At 62.3% G+C, this 18,952-nt stretch carries 20 protein-coding genes (1 of these 20 cut by a window edge); 13 read left to right on the top strand and 7 right to left on the bottom strand.

Going from position 1 to position 18,952, the window contains the following annotated elements:
• Positions 1-185: 185 nt before the first annotated feature.
• Together H7R73_RS24450 and H7R73_RS22285 are read left to right on the top strand one after the other, a co-directional pair.
• Positions 186-308 (top strand): hypothetical protein, encoded by a 123-nt coding sequence (locus H7R73_RS24450; protein ID WP_010672437.1) that lies wholly within the window; start codon positions 186-188, stop codon positions 306-308.
• 162 nt (positions 309-470) lie between these two features.
• Positions 471-815, top strand: a complete 345-nt coding sequence (locus H7R73_RS22285) for a DUF2799 domain-containing protein (protein ID WP_080560357.1) — start codon at positions 471-473, stop codon at positions 813-815.
• A 57-nt stretch (positions 816-872) separates the two neighbouring features.
• On the opposite strand, the gene H7R73_RS22280 is transcribed toward H7R73_RS22285, so the two are convergent.
• A complete protein-coding gene (locus tag H7R73_RS22280; protein ID WP_010672439.1) occupies positions 873-1,043 on the bottom strand; it encodes a hypothetical protein in 171 nt (56 codons plus the stop codon).
• A 56-nt stretch (positions 1,044-1,099) separates the two neighbouring features.
• Entirely contained in the window at positions 1,100-1,531 is a 432-nt protein-coding gene (locus tag H7R73_RS22275) for a flagellar basal body-associated FliL family protein (RefSeq protein WP_010672440.1), read from the bottom strand.
• Positions 1,532-1,676: 145 nt separating this feature from the next.
• Between H7R73_RS22275 and H7R73_RS22270 the strand changes: the two genes are divergently transcribed.
• Both H7R73_RS22270 and ubiA read left to right on the top strand, forming a co-directional pair.
• On the top strand, positions 1,677-2,228 hold the full coding sequence (locus tag H7R73_RS22270; RefSeq protein WP_103260980.1) for a chorismate--pyruvate lyase family protein: 552 nt from the start codon (positions 1,677-1,679) through the stop codon (positions 2,226-2,228).
• On the top strand, positions 2,225-3,088 hold the full coding sequence (gene ubiA / locus H7R73_RS22265) for a 4-hydroxybenzoate octaprenyltransferase (RefSeq protein WP_103260979.1): 864 nt from the start codon (positions 2,225-2,227) through the stop codon (positions 3,086-3,088). Before H7R73_RS22270 ends, ubiA begins: the two co-directional genes overlap by 4 nt.
• Positions 3,089-3,151: 63 nt before the next feature.
• Here ubiA and plsB read toward each other — a convergent pair whose 3' ends face one another.
• Positions 3,152-5,575 carry a glycerol-3-phosphate 1-O-acyltransferase PlsB gene (gene plsB, locus H7R73_RS22260; protein WP_103260978.1) on the bottom strand — a complete coding sequence of 808 codons (2,424 nt, stop codon included), beginning with the start codon at positions 5,573-5,575 and terminating at the stop codon, positions 3,152-3,154.
• A gap of 204 nt (positions 5,576-5,779) precedes the next feature.
• Between plsB and lexA the strand changes: the two genes are divergently transcribed.
• The 4 genes from lexA to dinF all read left to right on the top strand — a co-directional run bounded on the left by lexA (position 5,780) and on the right by dinF (position 9,250).
• Complete coding sequence (gene lexA / locus H7R73_RS22255; protein WP_010672444.1) at positions 5,780-6,406, top strand: transcriptional repressor LexA; 627 nt, start codon at positions 5,780-5,782, stop codon at positions 6,404-6,406.
• Between the two features lie 350 nt (positions 6,407-6,756).
• Positions 6,757-7,047, top strand: a complete 291-nt coding sequence (locus H7R73_RS22250) for a hypothetical protein (RefSeq protein ID WP_010672445.1) — start codon at positions 6,757-6,759, stop codon at positions 7,045-7,047.
• A 191-nt stretch (positions 7,048-7,238) separates the two neighbouring features.
• The gene (locus H7R73_RS22245; RefSeq protein WP_052815553.1) at positions 7,239-7,865 is read left to right on the top strand and encodes an SCO family protein; all 627 of its coding nucleotides are present in this window, start codon (positions 7,239-7,241) and stop codon (positions 7,863-7,865) included.
• Between the two features lie 14 nt (positions 7,866-7,879).
• A complete protein-coding gene (gene dinF, locus H7R73_RS22240; protein ID WP_052130377.1) occupies positions 7,880-9,250 on the top strand; it encodes an MATE family efflux transporter DinF in 1,371 nt (456 codons plus the stop codon).
• A gap of 31 nt (positions 9,251-9,281) precedes the next feature.
• Here the strand turns inward: dinF and trmL are convergent, their stop codons facing one another.
• The 3 genes from trmL to H7R73_RS22225 all read right to left on the bottom strand — a co-directional run bounded on the left by trmL (position 9,282) and on the right by H7R73_RS22225 (position 11,864).
• Positions 9,282-9,746, bottom strand: a complete 465-nt coding sequence (gene trmL, locus H7R73_RS22235; protein ID WP_039041146.1) for a tRNA (uridine(34)/cytosine(34)/5-carboxymethylaminomethyluridine(34)-2'-O)-methyltransferase TrmL — start codon at positions 9,744-9,746, stop codon at positions 9,282-9,284.
• 70 nt (positions 9,747-9,816) lie between these two features.
• Positions 9,817-11,172, bottom strand: coding sequence for an ATP-binding protein (locus tag H7R73_RS22230; protein ID WP_039041147.1), 1,356 nt, complete (start codon positions 11,170-11,172; stop codon positions 9,817-9,819).
• A complete protein-coding gene (locus H7R73_RS22225; RefSeq protein ID WP_010672450.1) occupies positions 11,169-11,864 on the bottom strand; it encodes a response regulator in 696 nt (231 codons plus the stop codon). Before H7R73_RS22225 ends, H7R73_RS22230 begins: the two co-directional genes overlap by 4 nt.
• 87 nt (positions 11,865-11,951) lie before the next feature.
• Here H7R73_RS22225 and fieF point away from each other — a divergent pair, with 87 nt between their 5' ends.
• The 4 genes from fieF to H7R73_RS22205 all read left to right on the top strand — a co-directional run bounded on the left by fieF (position 11,952) and on the right by H7R73_RS22205 (position 15,384).
• Entirely contained in the window at positions 11,952-12,863 is a 912-nt protein-coding gene (gene fieF, locus H7R73_RS22220; protein ID WP_103260977.1) for a cation efflux pump FieF, read from the top strand.
• An 8-nt stretch (positions 12,864-12,871) separates the two neighbouring features.
• On the top strand, positions 12,872-13,651 hold the full coding sequence (cysE, locus tag H7R73_RS22215) for a serine O-acetyltransferase (protein ID WP_010672452.1): 780 nt from the start codon (positions 12,872-12,874) through the stop codon (positions 13,649-13,651).
• A gap of 21 nt (positions 13,652-13,672) precedes the next feature.
• Positions 13,673-14,953, top strand: a complete 1,281-nt coding sequence (locus H7R73_RS22210; RefSeq protein WP_103260976.1) for a hypothetical protein — start codon at positions 13,673-13,675, stop codon at positions 14,951-14,953.
• A gap of 221 nt (positions 14,954-15,174) precedes the next feature.
• Positions 15,175-15,384, top strand: coding sequence for a cell division protein ZapB (locus H7R73_RS22205; protein WP_010672454.1), 210 nt, complete (start codon positions 15,175-15,177; stop codon positions 15,382-15,384).
• A 72-nt stretch (positions 15,385-15,456) separates the two neighbouring features.
• On the opposite strand, the gene elbB is transcribed toward H7R73_RS22205, so the two are convergent.
• Positions 15,457-16,107 carry an isoprenoid biosynthesis glyoxalase ElbB gene (gene elbB, locus H7R73_RS22200; protein ID WP_103260975.1) on the bottom strand — a complete coding sequence of 217 codons (651 nt, stop codon included), beginning with the start codon at positions 16,105-16,107 and terminating at the stop codon, positions 15,457-15,459.
• A 401-nt stretch (positions 16,108-16,508) separates the two neighbouring features.
• On the opposite strand from elbB, the gene polA reads away from it, so the two are divergent.
• Positions 16,509-18,952, top strand: partial view of a DNA polymerase I gene (polA, locus tag H7R73_RS22195; protein ID WP_103260974.1) — the 5' portion only. 307 nt of this gene lie beyond the right edge of the window; only the first 2,444 of its 2,751 coding nucleotides appear in the window; it begins with the start codon at positions 16,509-16,511; its stop codon lies off the right edge, out of view.

Genomic DNA, 18,952 nt, shown 5'->3' with positions numbered 1-18,952 from the left:
GCGGGCACTGCCAGCCGACGTGTTCGCCCGGTCTGTCACCGGGTTGGAGCAGAGCGTGGATGCCACCGGAGCCATGACTCCAGGTGGCTGGCTGCACCCTGGTCAAGCTCTGAGCGGAACCACTGGCGAGCACCATTATTCTGGATAGACTTTGTAGGCCGGTGCACTATCCAAGGAGAATGAGCATGGGTACGCAGACGCCTGATTTCGATCTCGATGATGACTGGGAGCCGGAATCCTGGGAAGACGAGCTGGAGGAGCTGGATGACGAGAGCTGGCAGGACTATGACCCTCTCGACGATCAGTGACTCCCTGTAACGCCTGAGGGCGGGCCTGGTGCCCGCCCGATTTTTTGTGTGGCGAGGGGGGCAGCCCTTGGTGAGAACGGGGCGGGCTGGTTAGAATGAACTGCTCAAATGACGCTGTACGAGGCAGGCAGCGGCTCAACAACGATTCCAACGACGCCAAGGATGAATATGCGCTCACTCGTCATCATGTTTTGTGCCGCCCTGCTCGGGGGCTGTGTTTCCAACTCCGACGACCCTTGCGAGAAGGTGTGGAGCGACGTGGGAGAGGCGGACGGCAAGCTCGGTTTTGCTGGCGATCGGGTGGCTTTTCACCAGACCCAGTGCGGGGAAAAAGTGGACGTTGCCCTTTGGGAGCTGGGTCGCCAGAAGGGGCTGGCCTGGTATTGCCGACCCGAGCATCTCTATCTGGCAGGACGGTCGGGAGAGGAGTATCGCGGCGTCTGTCCCAACGACGTGCAGGCCCGTCGCCTGTTTGAACAGGGTCGCCATGGCTGGACTGATCAATAAATCAGCCTTCCTCTCTCTTCTGAAATATTGCGTGAACCTCTTCGTGAGAAGAGGTACCTACCCTTCTTTATGCTTCAGCCGCAGCGGCTGGCACAGGTAATCCTTGTCATTGGCGCTGCGGGCACACTTGCCACACACGAATTTGGGTTTGCGCACAATCTTGCGCAGCGTCTTGAGATCGGCGGGGATCTCGTGACGGCGCCACTCACACAGCGTCTTGTGACCCATGACGTCCTCGACAGTGAATGCAACGGGTGAGAGGGGCAGGACCCCTCCCGGTGTGGTTACTGGTACAGGTATTTGGTGAAGATGAGCTCGCGGACCGCCTTCTTGCCCGTCTCCTTGACCAGCAGTTCGTTGACCTTGGCCTCACACTCCTTGCGCAGCTCTTCCCGGTTCACCAGGGACTTGATCTGTGCGCCCGTCTTGCTGCCAATCAGCCGGATGATGGCGTCGCGGATCAGGGGGTCGTGCTGCTCCAGCAACTTGAGGTCGGCAGCGTCCGTGGCCATCAGCTCTACCGTCACCCGTACATAGCCGAGGGTTTTGCCGTCGCCAAGGTAGTTGGTGATGATGTCCGGATCCAGTGCGTGATAGGCGAATCCCGGCTGGACGGCGGAGGAGGCGGGATCGGTGGCCTCTTCCTCATTGGCGAAGGCCTGTGTATTCAAGAGGGTACACCCCAGGGACAGCAGCAGAATTCTGAAGATCTTCATCTGGATGGCTCGGCAGCGACGGATGCCCCATTTTTGATGCTGCCATCGGGGCCGTCAAGCACGGATGTTCTTACAATTCGCCATTGATTTACGGATAATAAACCGGTTTTTAACCTGACAACGGAAATCTCCGGATGGTGAAGCTGTGAAGTCCGAGTTGACTGTTCCCCTCGTCCAGATCGTCCCGTGGCGGGCGCCTGCAGAGTGCGAACCGCCCGAGGCGCTGCGTCCCTGGTTGCTGGAGGCCGATTCCATGACCCGGCGCCTGCGTCGTTACAATCATCATCTCTCGGTGCAACTGCTCGGCAATCGCGCCGTGTCGCTGACGGTGGACGAGCAGGCGCTGGTGGCGGTGTTGTCCCCCGTGGGCATGTGCCGCGAGGTGATCCTGCACGGTGATGGCGGGCCTGCCATCCTGGGTTGGACCCTGTTTGCCGAAGCGGCCTTGCAGGGGGGCGGTTTGCAGGATCTGGGAGAGCAGCCGCTGGGAGAGCGCATTTTCGGTGATGCACCGGCGCGGCGGGATCACCTGCAACTGGCCTGTTTCGAGATAGCGAGCAATCCCTGGTGTCCGGCCGCCACCGTCTGGGGGCGTCGTTCCCGCCTGTTTCTGGGGCAATGGCCACTGCTGGTCCATGAACTTTTCCTGCCCTCGCTATCGTCTCATTCGTTGCCATCGGATAAGGAGCTGGAGTGAAGCTGTTAACCAAGGAGCGGGGACTGGCCTATGCGCAGTTGGCCCGCATCGACAAGCCCATCGGTACCCTGCTGCTGCTGTGGCCGACCCTGTGGGCGCTCTGTCTGGCGGCTGGTGGCCTGCCTGACCCCTGGATCCTGACCGTGTTCATGGTGGGCGTTTTTCTGATGCGCTCCGCCGGCTGTGTCATCAATGACTATGCGGATCGCAACTTCGACGGTCATGTGAAACGCACCGCCGGGCGACCGCTGCCCATGGGGCGGGTCGTCGAGCGGGAAGTGCTGGTGCTGTTCGCTGTGCTGGCGCTTCTCTCGTTCGCCCTGGTGCTGACGTTGAACCCGCTCACCATCAGCCTGTCCTTTGCCGGTCTGCTGCTGGCGGTCTGCTACCCCTTCATGAAGCGCTTCATCCCCATCCCCCAGCTGGTGCTCGGCATGGCCTTCTCCTGGTCCATTCCCATGGCCTATGCGGCCCAGGCCAATACCCTGCCGCCGGAAGCCTGGCTGTTGTTTCTTGCCAACCTGCTGTGGACCATTGCCTATGACACCGAGTACGCCATGGTGGACAGGGATGACGACCTCAAGCTCGGCCTGAAATCGAGCGCCATCCTGTTCGGTCGCCACGACAAGCGGATCATCGGCGCGCTGCAACTGGCGACCCTGCTGATCCTGCTGGGGGTCGGGCAGCTGATGGGGTTGGGATCCGGTTATTACTGGGGACTGCTGGGGGCGGCGGCGCTGTTCGTCTACCAGCAGCGACTGATCCGGGAGCGGCAGCGTGAGGCCTGTTTCCAGGCGTTTCTCAACAACAACTATGTGGGGGCGCTGGTGCTGCTCGGGGTGATGGTTCACTACCTCTAACCCGCCCCCTTCCTTGATGAAAAAAGGCCGCATGATGCGGCCTTTTTGTTGGGTGTCGACGCCTCAGAGCCGGTTGCCCGCCTGGATGGTGCGGCGGATCTTGTTGCTGAGCAGCGGCACTATGTTGTCGGCCAATGCCTGGAAGCGGCCGAGATCCGGTTTGCAGCCCGGATCCAGATAGCCTTCGCTGCGCAGGGTGTGGATCAGGGTGCTGAACAGCTTCTGGTCGAAGAACTCGGGGGCGTTGATGCCGTGCAGGGTGCCGAGGCGCTCCGCCATCATCAGGCCGTCCGCTTCCAGTTGCTCCGCCTCGATGTGGGGCTGGGCCAGCATGCGGGTCAGCACGATGGCGTAGCGTTGCAGGGTCTCCTGAATGCTTTCGGCCAAGAGCAGCAGGCGCATCTGGTTGCCGGGGTTGACCCAGTAGCCGCCGTCGCGTGCCTCGACCAGTTGCTGGCGTAACAGCTCGGCTAGCAGGGCATCGATCAGTTCAGGCAGCTCCTCCTCTTCATAGCGCAGGAAGAGTTCGGTCTTGAGCAGGGGGTAGATGTCGACACAGCGGGCGACGATCTCGCTGCGGGAGATCCCCTCGCACCGCTCGATCAGGGCCGCCACCAGGGAGGGCATGGCGAACAGGTGCAGTATGTTGTTGCGGTAGTAGGTGAGCAGGATCGCCTGATAGCGGTCAAGGCTGATGATCTGGCCCAGCTTGTCCTCGCTCACCTCGAACTTGTTGAGCTCCATCGCCTGCTCCAGCAGGGTCCTGGCGTCCTCGTCCGGCATGGTGCTGTGCGGGCTGTAGGGAACCTGCTTGAGCAGGTCCAGATAGGTGTTGAGCTGGGCCTGGAGTTCGTCCCGGGTCAAGGCGTGGCGCTCGGCGGCCAGCAGGGCCAGGGCACTCAGGGTCAGGCCGTTGACGGCGGCGGCATCGTTGATACGGGTCATCAGCAGCTCGGCCAGCTGATTGACGGTGGAGGTCATCCACTCGGGACGCTCCTCCCGGCCGATGCTCTCCTTCCAGGTGGGCACATGTTCGCCGAGGTAGCTGTTGAGGGTCAGCGGCTCACCGAAGTTGACGAAGCCACGGCCATAGTTGCGCAGCTTGCGCAGGATGCCGAGCACCTGCAGGAAGCTCTCCTTCTCCTTGCGGCTCCCCTTGAGTTCGTTGTGGTAGGTGTTCACCTCCATCACGTGCTCGTAGCCGAGGTAGACGGGGACCAGGGTCACCGGCCTGTCCAGCCCGCGCATCATGGCCTGCAGGGTCATGGCCAGCATGCCGGTCTTGGGGGGCAGCAGGCGACCCGTACGCGAACGCCCACCCTCGGTGAAGAACTCCACCGAGTAGCCCTTGGCAAACAGCAGGTTGAGGTACTCCCGGAATACCGTGCTGTAGAGCGGATTGCCCTTGAAGGTGCGGCGGATGAAGAAGGCGCCGCCGTGGCGGAAGATGGGGCCCGCCGGCCAGAAGTTGAGGTTGATGCCCGCCGCGATGTGGGGCGGCACCATGCCCTGGTGGTAGATGACGTAGGAGAGCAGCAGGTAATCCATGTGGCTGCGATGGCAGGGGACGTAGACGATCTCGTGCCCTTCCTGGGCCAGCTGACGCACCTGCTCTGCTCCGTTGACCGAGAGGCCGCGATAGAGCTTGTTCCACAGCCAGCCGAGGAAACTCTCCCCGAGGCGGATCAACCGATAGGAGAAATTGGAGGCGATCTCGTCCATGTAGCCGTGGGCACGCTTTTGCGCCTTCTCCAGGCTGATCCCTTCCCGTCTGGCCTCCTCCTCGATGGCCTGCTGGATCACGCTCGAATCCAGCAGTTGCTTGAACAGCAGGTTGCGGTTCGGCAGCTTGGGCCCGGTGGCGGCCAGCTGCTGGCGGCTGAAGTGGGTACGGGCCACCCGCGCCAGCTTGTGGGCGATGGCCTCGTCGGTGCCGTGCTTGTCCGCCATGTAGCGCAGGGAGAGGGGCGGGGAGAAGCGCACCAGGTTCTCGCGCCCTTTCAGGATCACGATCAGCGCCTTCTTCAGGCGGTTGGGCGCCAGGCTGCTGATGATGTTCCAGCCGGAGGCCTCCTCGCCTTCCCGGCCCGGGGCGCGGCCCCAGAACAGGGTGACGGGTACTACCTGGATGTCCAGCGCCGGATCCTGCTTGTGCAGGTCCAGCAGCTGGTGGAACTCCTGCAGGAAGGGGAGTGGCTTGTTGCGCGTGCCGAACAGGGGAGGTGGACGATCCAGACAGACGTAGCGTGGCAGCAGTTGACCGTTCAGCTCCAGCGGCGTGAAGGGGCCGGGCAGGCCGAGATCCTCGCAGCACTGTTGCAGGGTCATCAGGTCGGTGATCGAGCTGGTCTTCAGGGCATAGACGATGGGTCTGGCCGGATCCAGCTTGAGCTCGGTGATGGGGTTTTCCGGCAGGCTCTTGTGATTGACCAAGCCGCTGACCGGCCATTGCAGGATGGCTCTGGAAATCTTCTGTCCAAGGGACATGTGCGTCTGCTCTCCAAAAAAATGCGGCGTGAGCATAGCAAATCACCGCCTGCTTGTCGCCGAGAGGTACGATGAGTCGGCACTTCAGAGCGGGGGGAGGGACAAATGTGCGTCGGGTCGCGACAAATGCCAGTTGCGCCTTGCCTTGGCCCCAGCACTGTATATACTGCCAGTGTGCTGTATAAAAAGACAGGTGCCCATGCTATGAAACCCCTTACCCCTCGCCAGGCTGAAGTACTCGAGCTCATCAAGGCGAACATGAACGAGACCGGCATGCCGCCGACTCGCGCCGAGATTGCCCAGAAGCTTGGCTTCAAGTCGGCCAACGCGGCCGAAGAACATCTGAAGGCCCTGGCCAAAAAAGGGGTCATCGAGATCATGCCGGGTACGTCCCGCGGCATTCGTCTGCTGCTCGAAGAAGAGGACGTGCAGCCTGAAGAAAACGGCCTGCCACTGATCGGCAAGGTGGCGGCCGGGGAACCCATCCTGGCCCAGGAACACATCGAGAGCCACTACCAGGTGGATCCCGCCCTGTTCCACCCGCGGGCAGACTTCCTGCTGCGGGTGCAGGGCATGAGCATGAAGAACATCGGCATCATGGACGGGGACCTGCTGGCGGTACACAAGACCCAGGAGGTACGCAACGGCCAGGTCGTGGTGGCACGTCTGGACGAGGACGTCACCGTCAAGCGCTTCCAGCGCAAGGGCAGCCAGGTGTGGCTGCTGCCGGAAAACGAAGAGCTCTCCCCCATCGAGGTGGATCTCGCCAGTCAGCACCTTACCATAGAGGGCCTGGCGGTCGGCGTGATCCGCAACGCCGACTGGATGTAAGCATTCGATGCGATGAAGAGGCCTCCTGCGGGAGGCCTCTTCATTTTCATCTGCCGATGGCATCTTCCTCCCCACCTTTTCGCTTCTCCTTCCTGTGCACATAGTCTCGCCGCACGACATGCATTTCGGATATATCCTTTGATAAGGCCCCTGTCATGGTCGGTGATCAGGGAAGGGGGAGTCGCACCGGGCAGTACGCCATGGCAGGGATGCATGATCGCCGAGTCGGTGCGCAGAAGGGAGAGTCGCCTCAGACTGGGGACTCGTACAGTCAGTACGCTGCCGTGGTTGGTTCGTCGTTGGGGACAAAGAGACCCGTCAGCGTGACCTGTTGAGCAAGGAGGACAGGTATGGCTTCAAGCTCGCCGTGGGATCCGGTGCCGGCCGCAGCGCCCGCATCTTCCATCACCCGATTCATCAAGGGCAGTCGGATGACATGGTTCTATGCGCTCTGGGTCTATCACAAGGGAGATGGCTGGACCATCTGGCTTGGGTGCCCCAAAGACAAGATTGTCCGCCTGGTTCGTCTGTTTCGCCGTCATCACGACATCGGATTGCCGGATGAGCCTTGGACTGCCCCCGTCATCCCGCTGCGCGTCCCCCTGAGACGTGCCCAGCCGCAGCACAGGCTGCGGCCCTGATCCCTCTTCCTGTACAAACAAGAGCCCCGCCAGAGCGGGGCTCTTGTTTTGGCGCCGATGCGGCTTATCCATGGCACAGACGCTTTCCCGCCGGGATGCAAGACTAGCCATCGGCGGGGGCAGGCGGGTTACAATGACCCCTGCCGGTTTTGCCCCCCTGGGCTTCTAACATAAGCAAGGCTTTGTTTTATATGGTTAAACCACGCTTTTACCTGCTGCTGTTGCTGTTCATCGGCGCCATTGCGGCGGCTTATTACTGGAGTCAGCCCGCGGTGCCGGAACAGGCCGATTACTACCCGGCGGGGCGAGACATCAACCCGTTTACCCTCACGGATGCGGATGCACAGCCCTTTACCCCTGCCAACCTGACGGGACACTGGAGCTTTCTGTTCATCGGCTACACCTACTGCCCGGATGTCTGTCCGACCACGCTGGCGGATCTGCGCAGCGTCTATCCGGCGTTGAAGAAGATAGCCCCCACTAGCCAGGTGGTATTCATCTCGGCGGATCCCCAGCGGGATGACAGCGCCCGCCTGAAGAGCTATACCGCCTTCTTCGAGCCCGAGTTCAAGGCGGCGACCGCACCTCACAGTGCCCTCTTTCCTCTGGTCCGCAATCTGGGGCTGGTTTATTCCATCGTGGAAGGGGATCGCAAGGACTACCTGATCGACCACTCCGCCTCCATCGTGCTGATCAACCCCGAGGGGAAGCTGGTGGCCACCTTCCGACCCAAAGTGGCACCGGGTGAGGTGCCCCACGTGGACATGCAGACCATGGCGGCCGACTTCGCGCGCATCGTGCGGCTGGCTGGCGAGTGAGCCCGGCGCGCACCATGCTGATTCCCGCCTGGCTGAAGGATCCTCGCCGCCACCGAGCCGTCTTCGCCCTGGCCCTGCCCATGGTGTTCTCCAACGTCACCACGCCCTTGCTGGGGCTGGTGGACACCTGGGTGATCGGTCATCTTGGCCAGGCCTGGTTTCTCGGCGGCGTCTCGGTCGGTGCGACCTTCATCAATCTGCTGTTCTGGTTGCTTGGCTTCCTGCGCATGTCCACCACAGGGCTGACTGCCCAAGCTCAGGGTGCAGCCCATGCCGAAGGGCAGCTCGACACCCTGGCGCGGGCCCTGGGCTTGGCGATCGGACTGGGCATGGCGCTGTTGCTCCTCTTGCTGCCGTTCCTGCCTGCCATCATCGCCCTCGGTGGCGGCTCTTCCGAGGTACAGACCTATGCCGGTCAATATGTGTCGGTGCGGATCTGGAGCGCCCCGGCGGCCTTGTGCAATCTGGTCATCATGGGGTGGTTGCTGGGCATGCAGGATGCACGCAGTCCCATGCTGCTGCTGATCCTGGGCAATCTCGTCAACATGGTGCTGGATGCCTGGTTCGTGCTGGGATTGGGCTGGCAGGTGAAAGGGGTGGCCGCAGCGTCCCTGCTGGCGGATTACAGCACGCTCGGGGTGGGGCTCTGGCTGGTGAGCCGGCATCTGCGCCGACTTGATCCCGGGGTGTGGCACAACGCCTGGCTGCGTTGGCGCCAGTGGCCGGCCCTGCTACGGCTGCTCGCCCTGAACCGGGATATTTTCATCCGCTCCCTGTGCCTGCAACTCTGCTTCGTGTTCATGACTCTGCAGGGGGCCAGGCTGGGGGATGTGGCGGTGGCCGCCAATGCGGTGCTGCTCAATTTCCTGATGCTGATTTCCTACGGGCTGGATGGATTTGCCTATGCGGTGGAAGCCATGGTAGGGCGCGCCATCGGGCGGCGCGATCGGCCGCTGCTGCGGGAGGCCATCGTCCTCAATCTGGGCTGGGCGCTGCTGATCGCCCTGGCATTCACCCTCTCGTTTGCCCTGGGGGGCCACTGGCTCATCCGTCACATTACCGACATACCGGCGGTGATCGCCGAGGCGCAACGTCAGCTCCCCTGGCTGGTGGCCATGCCGCTGCTGGCGGTCTGGTGCTTCCTGCTGGACGGGGTCTTTATCGGCGCCACCCGGGCCCGGGAGATGCGCAACAGCATGCTGGTGGCGGTGTTTGCCGGCTTCTTTCCCATCTGGTGGTTCTGCCAGGGATGGGGTGTGGCGGCCCTGTGGGCCGCCATGAGTGCCCTGATGGCCGGTCGTGGCCTGACGCTGGGCTGGCTCTGCTGGCGACTGGAGCGTGATGGACGGCTGCTGGCGGGGCAGGGGACGGCGCAGTCAGTCTGAATTCTGGCCGCCTTGCCAATATCGTCAGCGGTCAGAGCGAGCCTGAATAGTCGAACTGTCGCCAGCTCTCGTAGACGAACACCGCGACGGCGTTGGCCAGATTCATGCTGCGGCTCTGGGGCAGCATGGGGATGCGCAGCCGCTGCTCGAATGGCAGGCTCTCGATGATCTCCATGGGCAGGCCTCGGCTCTCGGGCCCGAACAGCAGGGCGTCACCGGGGGCAAACCGGGCCGCCGAGTGGGCGGTGCGTCCCTTGGTGGTGCAGGCAAAGACCCGTTGGGGGGCGACGGCCGCCAGAAACGCCTCATAGTCAGGCCAGCGCTTGACGTCGGCAAACTCGTGATAGTCGAGCCCGGCCCGCTTGACCCGTTTGTCATCCCACTCGAACCCCAGGGGCTCTATCAGGTGCAACCGGTAGCCGGTATTGGCGCAGAGGCGAATGATGTTGCCGGTGTTGGGGGGGATTTCCGGTTGGTAGAGCACGATATCGAGCATGGAAGGATCCTGGGCTGGTGCGAAACGGGCGCCAGCATACCCAGCACCCGTGCCGATGAAAAGGGGGAGGTCAGGGCATGGGCAGACGGATGGTGATGACCAGGCCGGTCGGCTGATTGCTGCTGGCCCGGATGGTCCCCCCATGACGCTGGATTGCCTCGGCGGCGATGGCAAGGCCGAGACCAGTGCCCCCGGTCTTGGCGTTGCGGGCATCGTCCACCCGAAAGAAGGGCAGGAACAACCGGGGCTGCTGCTCCACCGGCACGCCAGGGCCGTCATCCCGTATGGTCATCACCCATTCCCGTCCCTCCCGGTACCAGTCCACCTTGATGAACTCGCGGGCATACTTGAGGGCGTTGCGCAGCGGGTTTTCCAGGGCGCGGGCCAACAGTTCCGGCCACATGGTGAGGGATTCGGCGGGCAGGGAAGGGAGCCTGAGCTGTTTGCCGTTCTGGTTTGCCTCGAACATGGCGTCGTCCAGGATGGGCTCCAGCAGCTCCGCCAGGGGCAGCGTCACTGGCGCCTCCACATGTTGCTGCACCCGCGACAGATCCAGCAGATCCCCTATCAGCTTGTCGAGCCGGGCTATCTCCCCTTCGATGCGCGCCAGCTCGGCGCTGTCCCCCTGCTTGCGGCGGATCAGCGCCTGTGCGAGCTGGATGCGGGTCAGGGGGCTGCGCAGCTCGTGGGAGATGTCGGAGAGCAGCTGCTTCTGCTTCTGGATCATGTCCTTGAGGGTATCGACCATGCGACTGACATGTTCGGCCAGCTGGCCTATCTCGTCGCGCCGCCCCAGGTTGGGGATCTGTATTTCCAGGTTGCCCTGGGCGAGTTGGGAGACCGACTGCTGCAACTGCAGTATGGGGCGGGTCAGGCGCCAGGCGAGCAACAGACAGAGCGGGGTGCTGACCAGCATGGCGATGCCCAGGATCTGGATGGGGTGATCCAGGATCTGGATGAAGAGGAACAGGTAGGAGTTTTCGACATTCAGACCGAAATAGACGTGATAGGTCTGGCCGTGATGGACCATCTGGAAGGGGCCGGCGATGGCGCGCTGGTGTTCGCTGCCCAGCATGGGCTTGGCCGGGTTGTCCGAGTCGAGCATGAAACGGATCACGAACTTGCTCAGCCGGGTGCTGGACTGCATCTGCCCCTTGGCATCGCGTAGATAGATGTTGTCCACCGGCAAAAGGCCCGCGGCATCGATGGCCTTGGCCAGATCGAAATCCTGCTCGGGATCCGCGCCCCGTTGCAGCGCCGCCAGGTTGTTGTTGAGACGGGTAATCTCGTGGGCCGGCAGCGGGATGATGTTGCGGGGGTCCAGGGTGGGTAGGATTACCACCGCGGCCACGACCAGCAGCAGGATGAACCAGAACCAGAGGAAGATCTGGGTGGAAAGGCCGTTGAAGGTGCGGGCCGATTTCATGCCTGCTCCAGCCACAGGTAGCCTCGTCCCCGCACCGTCTTGAAGCGGGGCTGGCCGTCGGCCCGCTCCGGCAGTTTCTTGCGCAGGTTGCTCAGGTGCATGTCGATGGCCCGATCGAAAGGTTCGAGCTTCTTGCCCAGCACCTGCTCGGAGAGCAGGCCCTTGCTGACGATCTGGCCCGGATTGCGCAGCAGGCACTCCAGCAGGCCGAACTCGGTGGCGGTGAGTTCCAGCAACTGATCGTCGCAGCGAGCCTGTTGCAGGCCAGGCTGCAGCACCAGATCCATGAAGCGCACCTCTTCCGAGCTACCGCCGCGCTGGGGAGCCTGGCTCTGGGTTCGACGCAGGATGGCGCGCACCCGGGCCAGCAGCTCCCTGTCGTCGAACGGCTTGGCGAGATAGTCGTCGGCACCGGCCTCCAGCCCGTTGACCCGATCCTGGCTGTCGCCACGGGCGGTCAGCATCAACACCGGGGTGTCGTGGGTCTTGCGCAGCCGGGTCAGCATCGCGAAACCGTTGAGTCTGGGCATCATGACGTCCAGCAGCACCAGGTCGAAAGCCTGTTCTGCCAGTCGCTGCAATCCCTCTTCCCCATCCTCGGCGACGGTGACCTCAAACCCCTCCAGGGTCAGGATTTCGGTGAGCAGCTGGGTCAGTTCGAGATCGTCGTCGACCAGGAGTATTTTGTTCATCTGGGAGTCACTCTGTTGATTTTGCACGCCAAACTGACGTCCGGGTCAGGGTATAATAAGTTTTTACGCGTCGGAGGAAAGCCGGTTTTGAGCCACCAACACTATTCCCGCTGGGTCACCCTGGCCAGCATGGCCGCTGTGACCACCGCCACCCTGCTCATCCTGGGCAAACTGATCGCCTGGCTGATGACGGATTCATCCAGCCTGCTGGCATCCCTGACCGATTCCTTCATGGACATCAGCGCCTCTCTCATCAATCTGCTGGCCATCCGTTATGCGCTGGCCCCTGCCGACGAAGAGCATCGCTTCGGCCACGGCAAAGCGGAGTCCCTGGCGGGTCTGGTGCAGTCGGCCTTCATCTCGGGGTCCGCCCTGCTGCTGGTGATGCACGGCATCTCGTCGATGCTGAATCAGGTGCCCGTGGTGCGCCTGGAGGCGGGGATCTGGGTCAGCGTCGGCTCCATCGTGTTGACCCTGTTGCTGGTGAGCTTCCAGAGCCTTGTCATCCGCAAGACCAACAGTGTGGCCATCAAGGCCGACATGCTGCACTACCGTTCCGACCTGCTGCTCAATGGCGGCGTGCTGGTGGCACTGGTGCTGGCGGGGCAGGGGTGGTACTGGGCCGACGGCCTGTTTGCCATTCTGATCGGTCTGTTCCTGGTGTGGGGGGCTGTCCATATCGGCTACGAATCGGTGCAGGCCCTGCTCGATCGTCAGTTGCCAGAGGAGGAACAAGCGAGAATAATGGCCCTCTGCTGCGCCGTAGAGGGGGTGCATGGCGTACATGACCTGCGTACCCGCCAATCCGGGCCGACCCGTTTCGTGCAGTTGCATCTGGAACTCGATGATCAACTGCCTCTGGTCAGGGCCCATCAGATAGCCGACGAGGCTGAACTGGCCGTCCGCCAGGCCTTCGAGCGGATGGATGTGATCATTCACATGGACCCCATCTCGGTGCTGACAAAAGAACGACAAAGCACTCACCCTGAACAACAGTAGGCTGCAACATGGATGATCTGGTTGCCAGAACCTGGCAAAAAATTCAGCAGGAAGCGCAGAGCATGGCGGCCCAGGAGCCCATGCTGGCCAGCTTCTTTCATTCCACCATTCTCAATCACCGGGATTTGCGCTCGGCGCTGAGCTTCCAGCTCGCCAACAAGCTCGACAGCACCACCATGCCTGCCATCGCCTTGCGGGAAGTGATCGAGCTGGCCCTGCGCAGCGAGCCCGAGCTGCTGGCTGCAGTGGCCGCCGACATCTGCGCGGTGCAGGATCGCGACCCGGCGGTCGACCTCTTCTCCACTCCGCTGCTCTACCTCAAGGGATTCCATGCTCTTCAGGGGTATCGGGTGGCCAACTGGTTGTGGCGTCAGGGACGCCGTGCCCTGGCGCTCTATCTGCAAAACCAGATCTCCGTGGTGTTCGGCGTGGATGTACACCCGGCCGCCCGCATCGGCAAGGGCATCATGTTTGACCATGCCACCGGTATCGTGGTCGGCGAAACCGCCGTCATCGAGAACGACGTCTCCATCCTGCAGAGTGTGACTCTGGGGGGGACCGGCAAGGAGAGTGGCGATCGTCACCCCAAAATCCGGGAAGGGGTGATGATAGGGGCGGGGGCCAAAGTGCTCGGCAACATCGAGGTGGGCGTCGGTGCCAAGATCGGTGCCGGCAGCGTGGTGATCAACCCGGTGCCGCCTCACACCACGGTCGCTGGCGTGCCCGCCAGGATTGTGGGCCGCCCCGAGTGCGACAAACCTTCCCTGGACATGGATCAGTGCCTCTGATCCCCTGACCGAGGCCGTTGTATGGTCAAGCGCTGGTCAGGCTTTCTGATCCTGGGGATGTGGCTGCTCAACCTGCTGCACCTCTATCTGGACTTCTCCCCCTGGCCCGCCGCCATCGCGGCCTGGGCCGCCTCCCTGCTCACCTGGCCCTGGCTGGTGGGTGCCGCACGGCGCCAGGCGCTGGCCCTCTACGGCGCGGCGCTCCTGCTGCTGCTCTTTTCTTGGTGGCGAGGGGCCAGCCTCAGCCCAGGTGACTGGTTCTTGCCGAACATCAACATGCTGACCATGTTTGCCGCAGTGAGCACCCTCAATCTGGCGACCTCCGGCCTCTTGACCGGCACCGCCTCCTGGTCCGGTCGCAAGGGGCTGTGGAGCACCATGGCCAGCCTCAATCTGCTGGGGGCCGTCATCAATCTTTCGGTGCTCTTCATCATCGGCGATCGGCTGGAGCGCAACGGGACGCTGGAGCGGCGTCAGGTCATGGTGCTGAGCCGGATCTTCTGTGCGGCTGCATTTTGGTCCCCCTTCTTCGTCGCCATGGCAGTGGCCCTCACCTATGCACCGGGTCTGCAATTGGGCAGCATACTGCCTTTTGGCATACTGGCGGCCTTGCTGGCCATGGGGCTGACGGCCTGGCAGGTAGAGCGACTCGGTGTGGAGACCTTTGAAGGTTATCCGCTGCGGCTCCAGACCCTGGGGCTACCGGTGACCCTGGCACTGCTGGTGCTGGTGATCCACCGTTTCTGGCCCGGACTCAGCATTCTGGCGGTGATCGCCCTGGTGGCGCCCTTGCTGGCCTTGCTGTTCATGCCGCAAGCGGGGCGAGGGGCTGCTCTCAAGCGCCAGGTGGTGGAGCGCTTCCCGGCCATCGGTGGCCAGCTTGTGCTGTTTCTGGGGGCCGGCCTGCTGGCGGCTGGCATCAACAGCGCGCTGTCAGTACTGGACTTTGGCAGTGGCCACGGCCTGCCGCTGTTCAACCACTTCGGCTGGCTGGAAGCCTGCCTGACCCTGCTGCTGATCTTCCTGGTGGCCATAGTGGGCGTGCATCCTCTCATCAGCATCTCGGGGGTGGCGCCGCTGCTCTGGCCGCTGGCACCGGATCCCAGCCTGCTTGGCATGTGCTTCCTCATGGGGTGGGGGCTGGCGACCGGGACGAGCCCGCTCTCCGGCTCCAATCTGGCGCTGGCGTCCCGCTACAACCTGAGCGCCGGGCTGCTGCTGCGCTGGAACCTGCTCTACGGCCTGTTGATGTACGCCGTGGCCTGTCTGATGATGGGGGGCTTCATCGCCTTGCATGGCTGATGGTGGCATCGGCAGGAGGGCGGGTTATGCCACGGCGGACGCCCGGGATCGAGGTTCCTGCTGCCTGCGAGAAAAACCGACGCATATTTAAGCAATACCGGGCTGCAGGGCGCATTTTGCAACGTGCTGGCTTGTTTGTGCCGAGCGCATCAGGGTATGCTGGCTCCACGCGCTTGAATCGCCCTCTGTGGGGCATCGCAATTGAACATACAGGTATGCATATGTCACTAGAAGTCCTTGAGCAACTCGAATCCAAAGTACAATCCGCCGTCGACAACATCTCCTTGCTGAAGATGGAGCTGGACGAGCTGAAAGAGCAGAACAGCAAGCTGCAAGACGAAAACCACCAACTGCGCAACGAGCACGTTGCCTGGCAAGAGCGTCTGCGTGCCCTGCTGGGCAAGATGGACCAGATGGGCGATGCCATCTGATCCCGTCTAGACTGACCGAAATGAAAGCGGGTCGCTCCTTGAGCGGCCCGCTTGTTTTGGTCTGCCGGGCAATCAGAGTGCCAGCAGCTGTTTGACGGTCTTCTCGATGCCGTCCGCCGCCTCCACAATATTGTTGGCCAGCATGTAGGCAGGGGTGGAGATGACCTTGCGCTCCTGATCCACCACGAATTCGCTCACCGGGCAGTCGAGATGACTGCCACCCATGGCTTCGATGGCGTTGGCGGCGCCCTCGTCGTTGCCAATGGTGGCCAGGGTGCCTGCCCCATAGATGAGCGGGATCATGGCCGGTGCGATGCAGATGTAGGCGGCCGGTTTGCCTGCTCTGGCAAAGCTCTGGCAGGCCTTCAGCACATCCAGCTGGATGCGGCACTCTGCTCCCTTGATGGCGAAGTCACACAGGTTCTTGGCGGCGCCGAAGCCGCCCGGCACCAGCAGGGCGTCGAAGTCAGCTGCATCCAGTTCAGCCACATCCCTGATCTGGCCGCGGCAGATGCGGGCCGCCTCGACCAGCACGTTGCGGCTCTCTCCCTCGCTGACCTCGCCGGTCAGGTGATTGATGACATGAAGCTGAGGGACATTGGGGGCGAAGCATTGAACGGATGCTCCCTGACGGGCCAGCGCCAGCAGGCTGATGACGGCCTCGTGGATTTCGGCGCCGTCAAACACGCCACAACCACTCAAGATCACGGCCACTTTTTTCATGACAGACTCCTCGTTGTTGAAAATGTGAGCCAGGGTAGATTGTTGTACTTTTGTATGGTTATCGTTCGACCTCCGCTGGTCAAGTCATCTCCCTGTGCTAGGATTGTTTCGTTTTGGATCCTGCCTCAGCACCCCTCTTGAATTTTTTTCCACATTGATCGAGATCATGATGCGTGCGTCATGCTGAGTTTTAATGGTCTCAACGTAATGTTTTAAAAGATATTTTTTGTTTTAATCCACAGCTTTATCACGGCTGTGATGCAATGGCGCCATTTTTGAGCACAGAGTTATCCACAGTAATGTGCCCCACCGGTGCGCCGGGGTGATGGTGGGAGTCCCCTTGGTGTGGTGCGGGCCCTGTGGCATCCTAGCGGCTGTTTATTCTTGGCAGGACGATTTTCATGGCCTCTAGCAATCCTCTTATTCTGGTCGACGGCTCTTCATATCTTTACCGCGCCTTCTTTGCCTCGCAGCAGGCCGATCTGCGCACCTCGACCGGCTTGCCTAGCGGCGCCGTCCGTGTCATGGCCAACATGATGCGCAGCCTTCGCAAGCAGTACCCCGACTGCCACGTGGCCGTGGTTTTCGACGCCAAGGGCAAGACCTTCCGTGACGACATCTATCCCGAATACAAGGCAACACGCGCCAGCATGCCGGACGATCTGCGCAGCCAGGTCGCCCCTATCCACCAGATGATCAAGGCAATGGGTTTCCCCTTCCTGATGGTCGAAGGGGTGGAGGCCGACGACGTGATCGGCACCCTGGCCCGTCAGGCGACCGAGAAACAGCTGCCTGTGCTCATCAGCACCGGCGACAAGGACATGGCGCAGCTGGTCTCCGACCATGTCACCCTGATCGACACCATGAAGGATGTGAAGACCGATCGGGAAGGGGTGATCGAGAAGTTCGGCGTACCGCCCGAGCTCATCATCGATTACCTGGCGCTGATGGGGGACAAGGTGGACAACATTCCCGGCATGACCGGTGTCGGCGAGAAGACCGCACTGGCCCTGTTGCAGGGGATAGGCAGCATCGACGAGATTGCCGCCAACCTCGACAAGGTGGCGGCGCTCGGCTTCCGCGGCTCCAAGGCGTTTGCCGACAAGTTCCGCGAGCAGGAAGAGCAGGTGCGCCTCTCCTATGTGCTGGCCACCATCAAGACCGACGTGGCGCTGGAACAGAGTCTGGAAGAGCTGCAGCTTGGCCCCATCGACAAGGAGGCTTTGCTGGCGGTCTACCGCGAGTACGAGCTGCGCAACCTGATCAAAGAACTGGAGTCTGGTGGCGAGGAGAGCGAAGCCGCAGGTGATGAGGAAGGCGGCGCCCCGGCAGCCGCCATTGAAACCGACTATCGCTGCATCCTGGATGAGGCCGAATTCGATGAGTGGCTGGCACGGTTGCAGGCGGCGCCGCTGTTTGCCTTCGACACCGAGACCACCAGTCTCGACTATATGGAGGCACGCGTCGTTGGCGTCTCCTTTGCCATCGAGCCGGGCAAGGCGGCCTACGTGCCCTTCGGCCACGACTATCTGGGGGCGCCGGTGCAGCTGACCGAGGCCGTGGTACTCGGCAAGCTCAAACCGCTGCTGGAAGATCCGGCCCGTCTCAAGGTGGGGCAGAACCTCAAGTACGACCGCAATGTGCTGCTCAACCACGGCATCGAGCTGCAGGGTATCGCCTACGACACCATGCTCGAGTCCTATGTGCTCAACTCTACCGCCAGCCGCCACGATATGGATTCCCTAGCCCGCAGGTATCTGAACGTCGAGACCATCTCGTTCGAGGACATTGCCGGCAAGGGGGTCAAGCAGCTCACCTTCAACCAGATCGAACTGGAGCAGGCGGCTCCTTACGCGGCGGAAGATGCCGACATCACCCTGCGTCTGCATCAGGCACTGTGGGGCAAGCTCTCTGCCGAGCCGGGCCTTGCCAAGGTGTTCAGCGAGATCGAACTGCCGCTGCTGCCGGTGCTGGCGCGGATGGAGCGACTCGGTACCACCATCGAGCCCAAGCTGCTGCATCAGCAGAGCCAGGAGATCGAAGTGCGTCTGGCAGAGCTGGAGAAGCAGGCTCACGAGCTGGCCGGGCAGGAGTTCAATCTCTCCTCGCCCAAGCAGCTGGGGGAAATCCTCTTCACCAAACTGGGGCTGCCGATCATCAAAAAGACCCCCAAGGGAGCGCCATCCACTGCGGAAGAGGTGCTGGCCGAGCTGGCGGAGACCTATGAGCTGCCGCGTCTGCTGATGGAGCACCGTGGCCTGGCCAAGCTCAAGTCCACCTACACCGACAAGCTGCCGCTGATGATCAAGCCGCAGACCGGGCGGGTGCACACCTCCTATCACCAGGCGGTGGCGGCGACCGGTCGACTGTCGTCCACTGACCCCAACCTGCAGAACATTCCGGTGCGCAACGAACAGGGGCGCCGCATTCGGCAGGCCTTCATTCCGTGCGCCGGTTACAAGCTGGTGGCGGCGGACTACTCCCAGATCGAGCTGCGCATCATGGCCCACCTCTCCGGTGACAAGGGGCTGCTGACCGCCTTCGCCGAGGGCAAGGACATCCACAAGGCGACCGCCGCCGAGGTGTTCGGCGTCGCGCTCGATGCGGTGACCAGCGACATGCGTCGCAGCGCCAAGGCGATCAACTTCGGTCTCATCTATGGTATGAGCGCCTTCGGTCTGGCCAAGCAGCTGGGTATCGGCCGTGCCGAGGCGCAGAAGTACATGGATCTCTACTTCGAGCGCTACCCGGGGGTGCTGGAGTACATGGAGCGTACCCGCCAGCAGGCGGACGCCCAGGGCTATGTCGAAACCCTGTTTGGCCGTCGCCTCTATCTGCCGGATAT

It is taken from the genome of Aeromonas sp. WP2-W18-CRE-05, from assembly GCF_014168615.1.
GTDB classification, from domain to species: Bacteria; Pseudomonadota; Gammaproteobacteria; order Enterobacterales; family Aeromonadaceae; genus Aeromonas; species Aeromonas caviae.
Note: the sequence above shows the minus strand (reverse complement) of the source record. Positions and strands in the feature narration are given on the sequence as shown.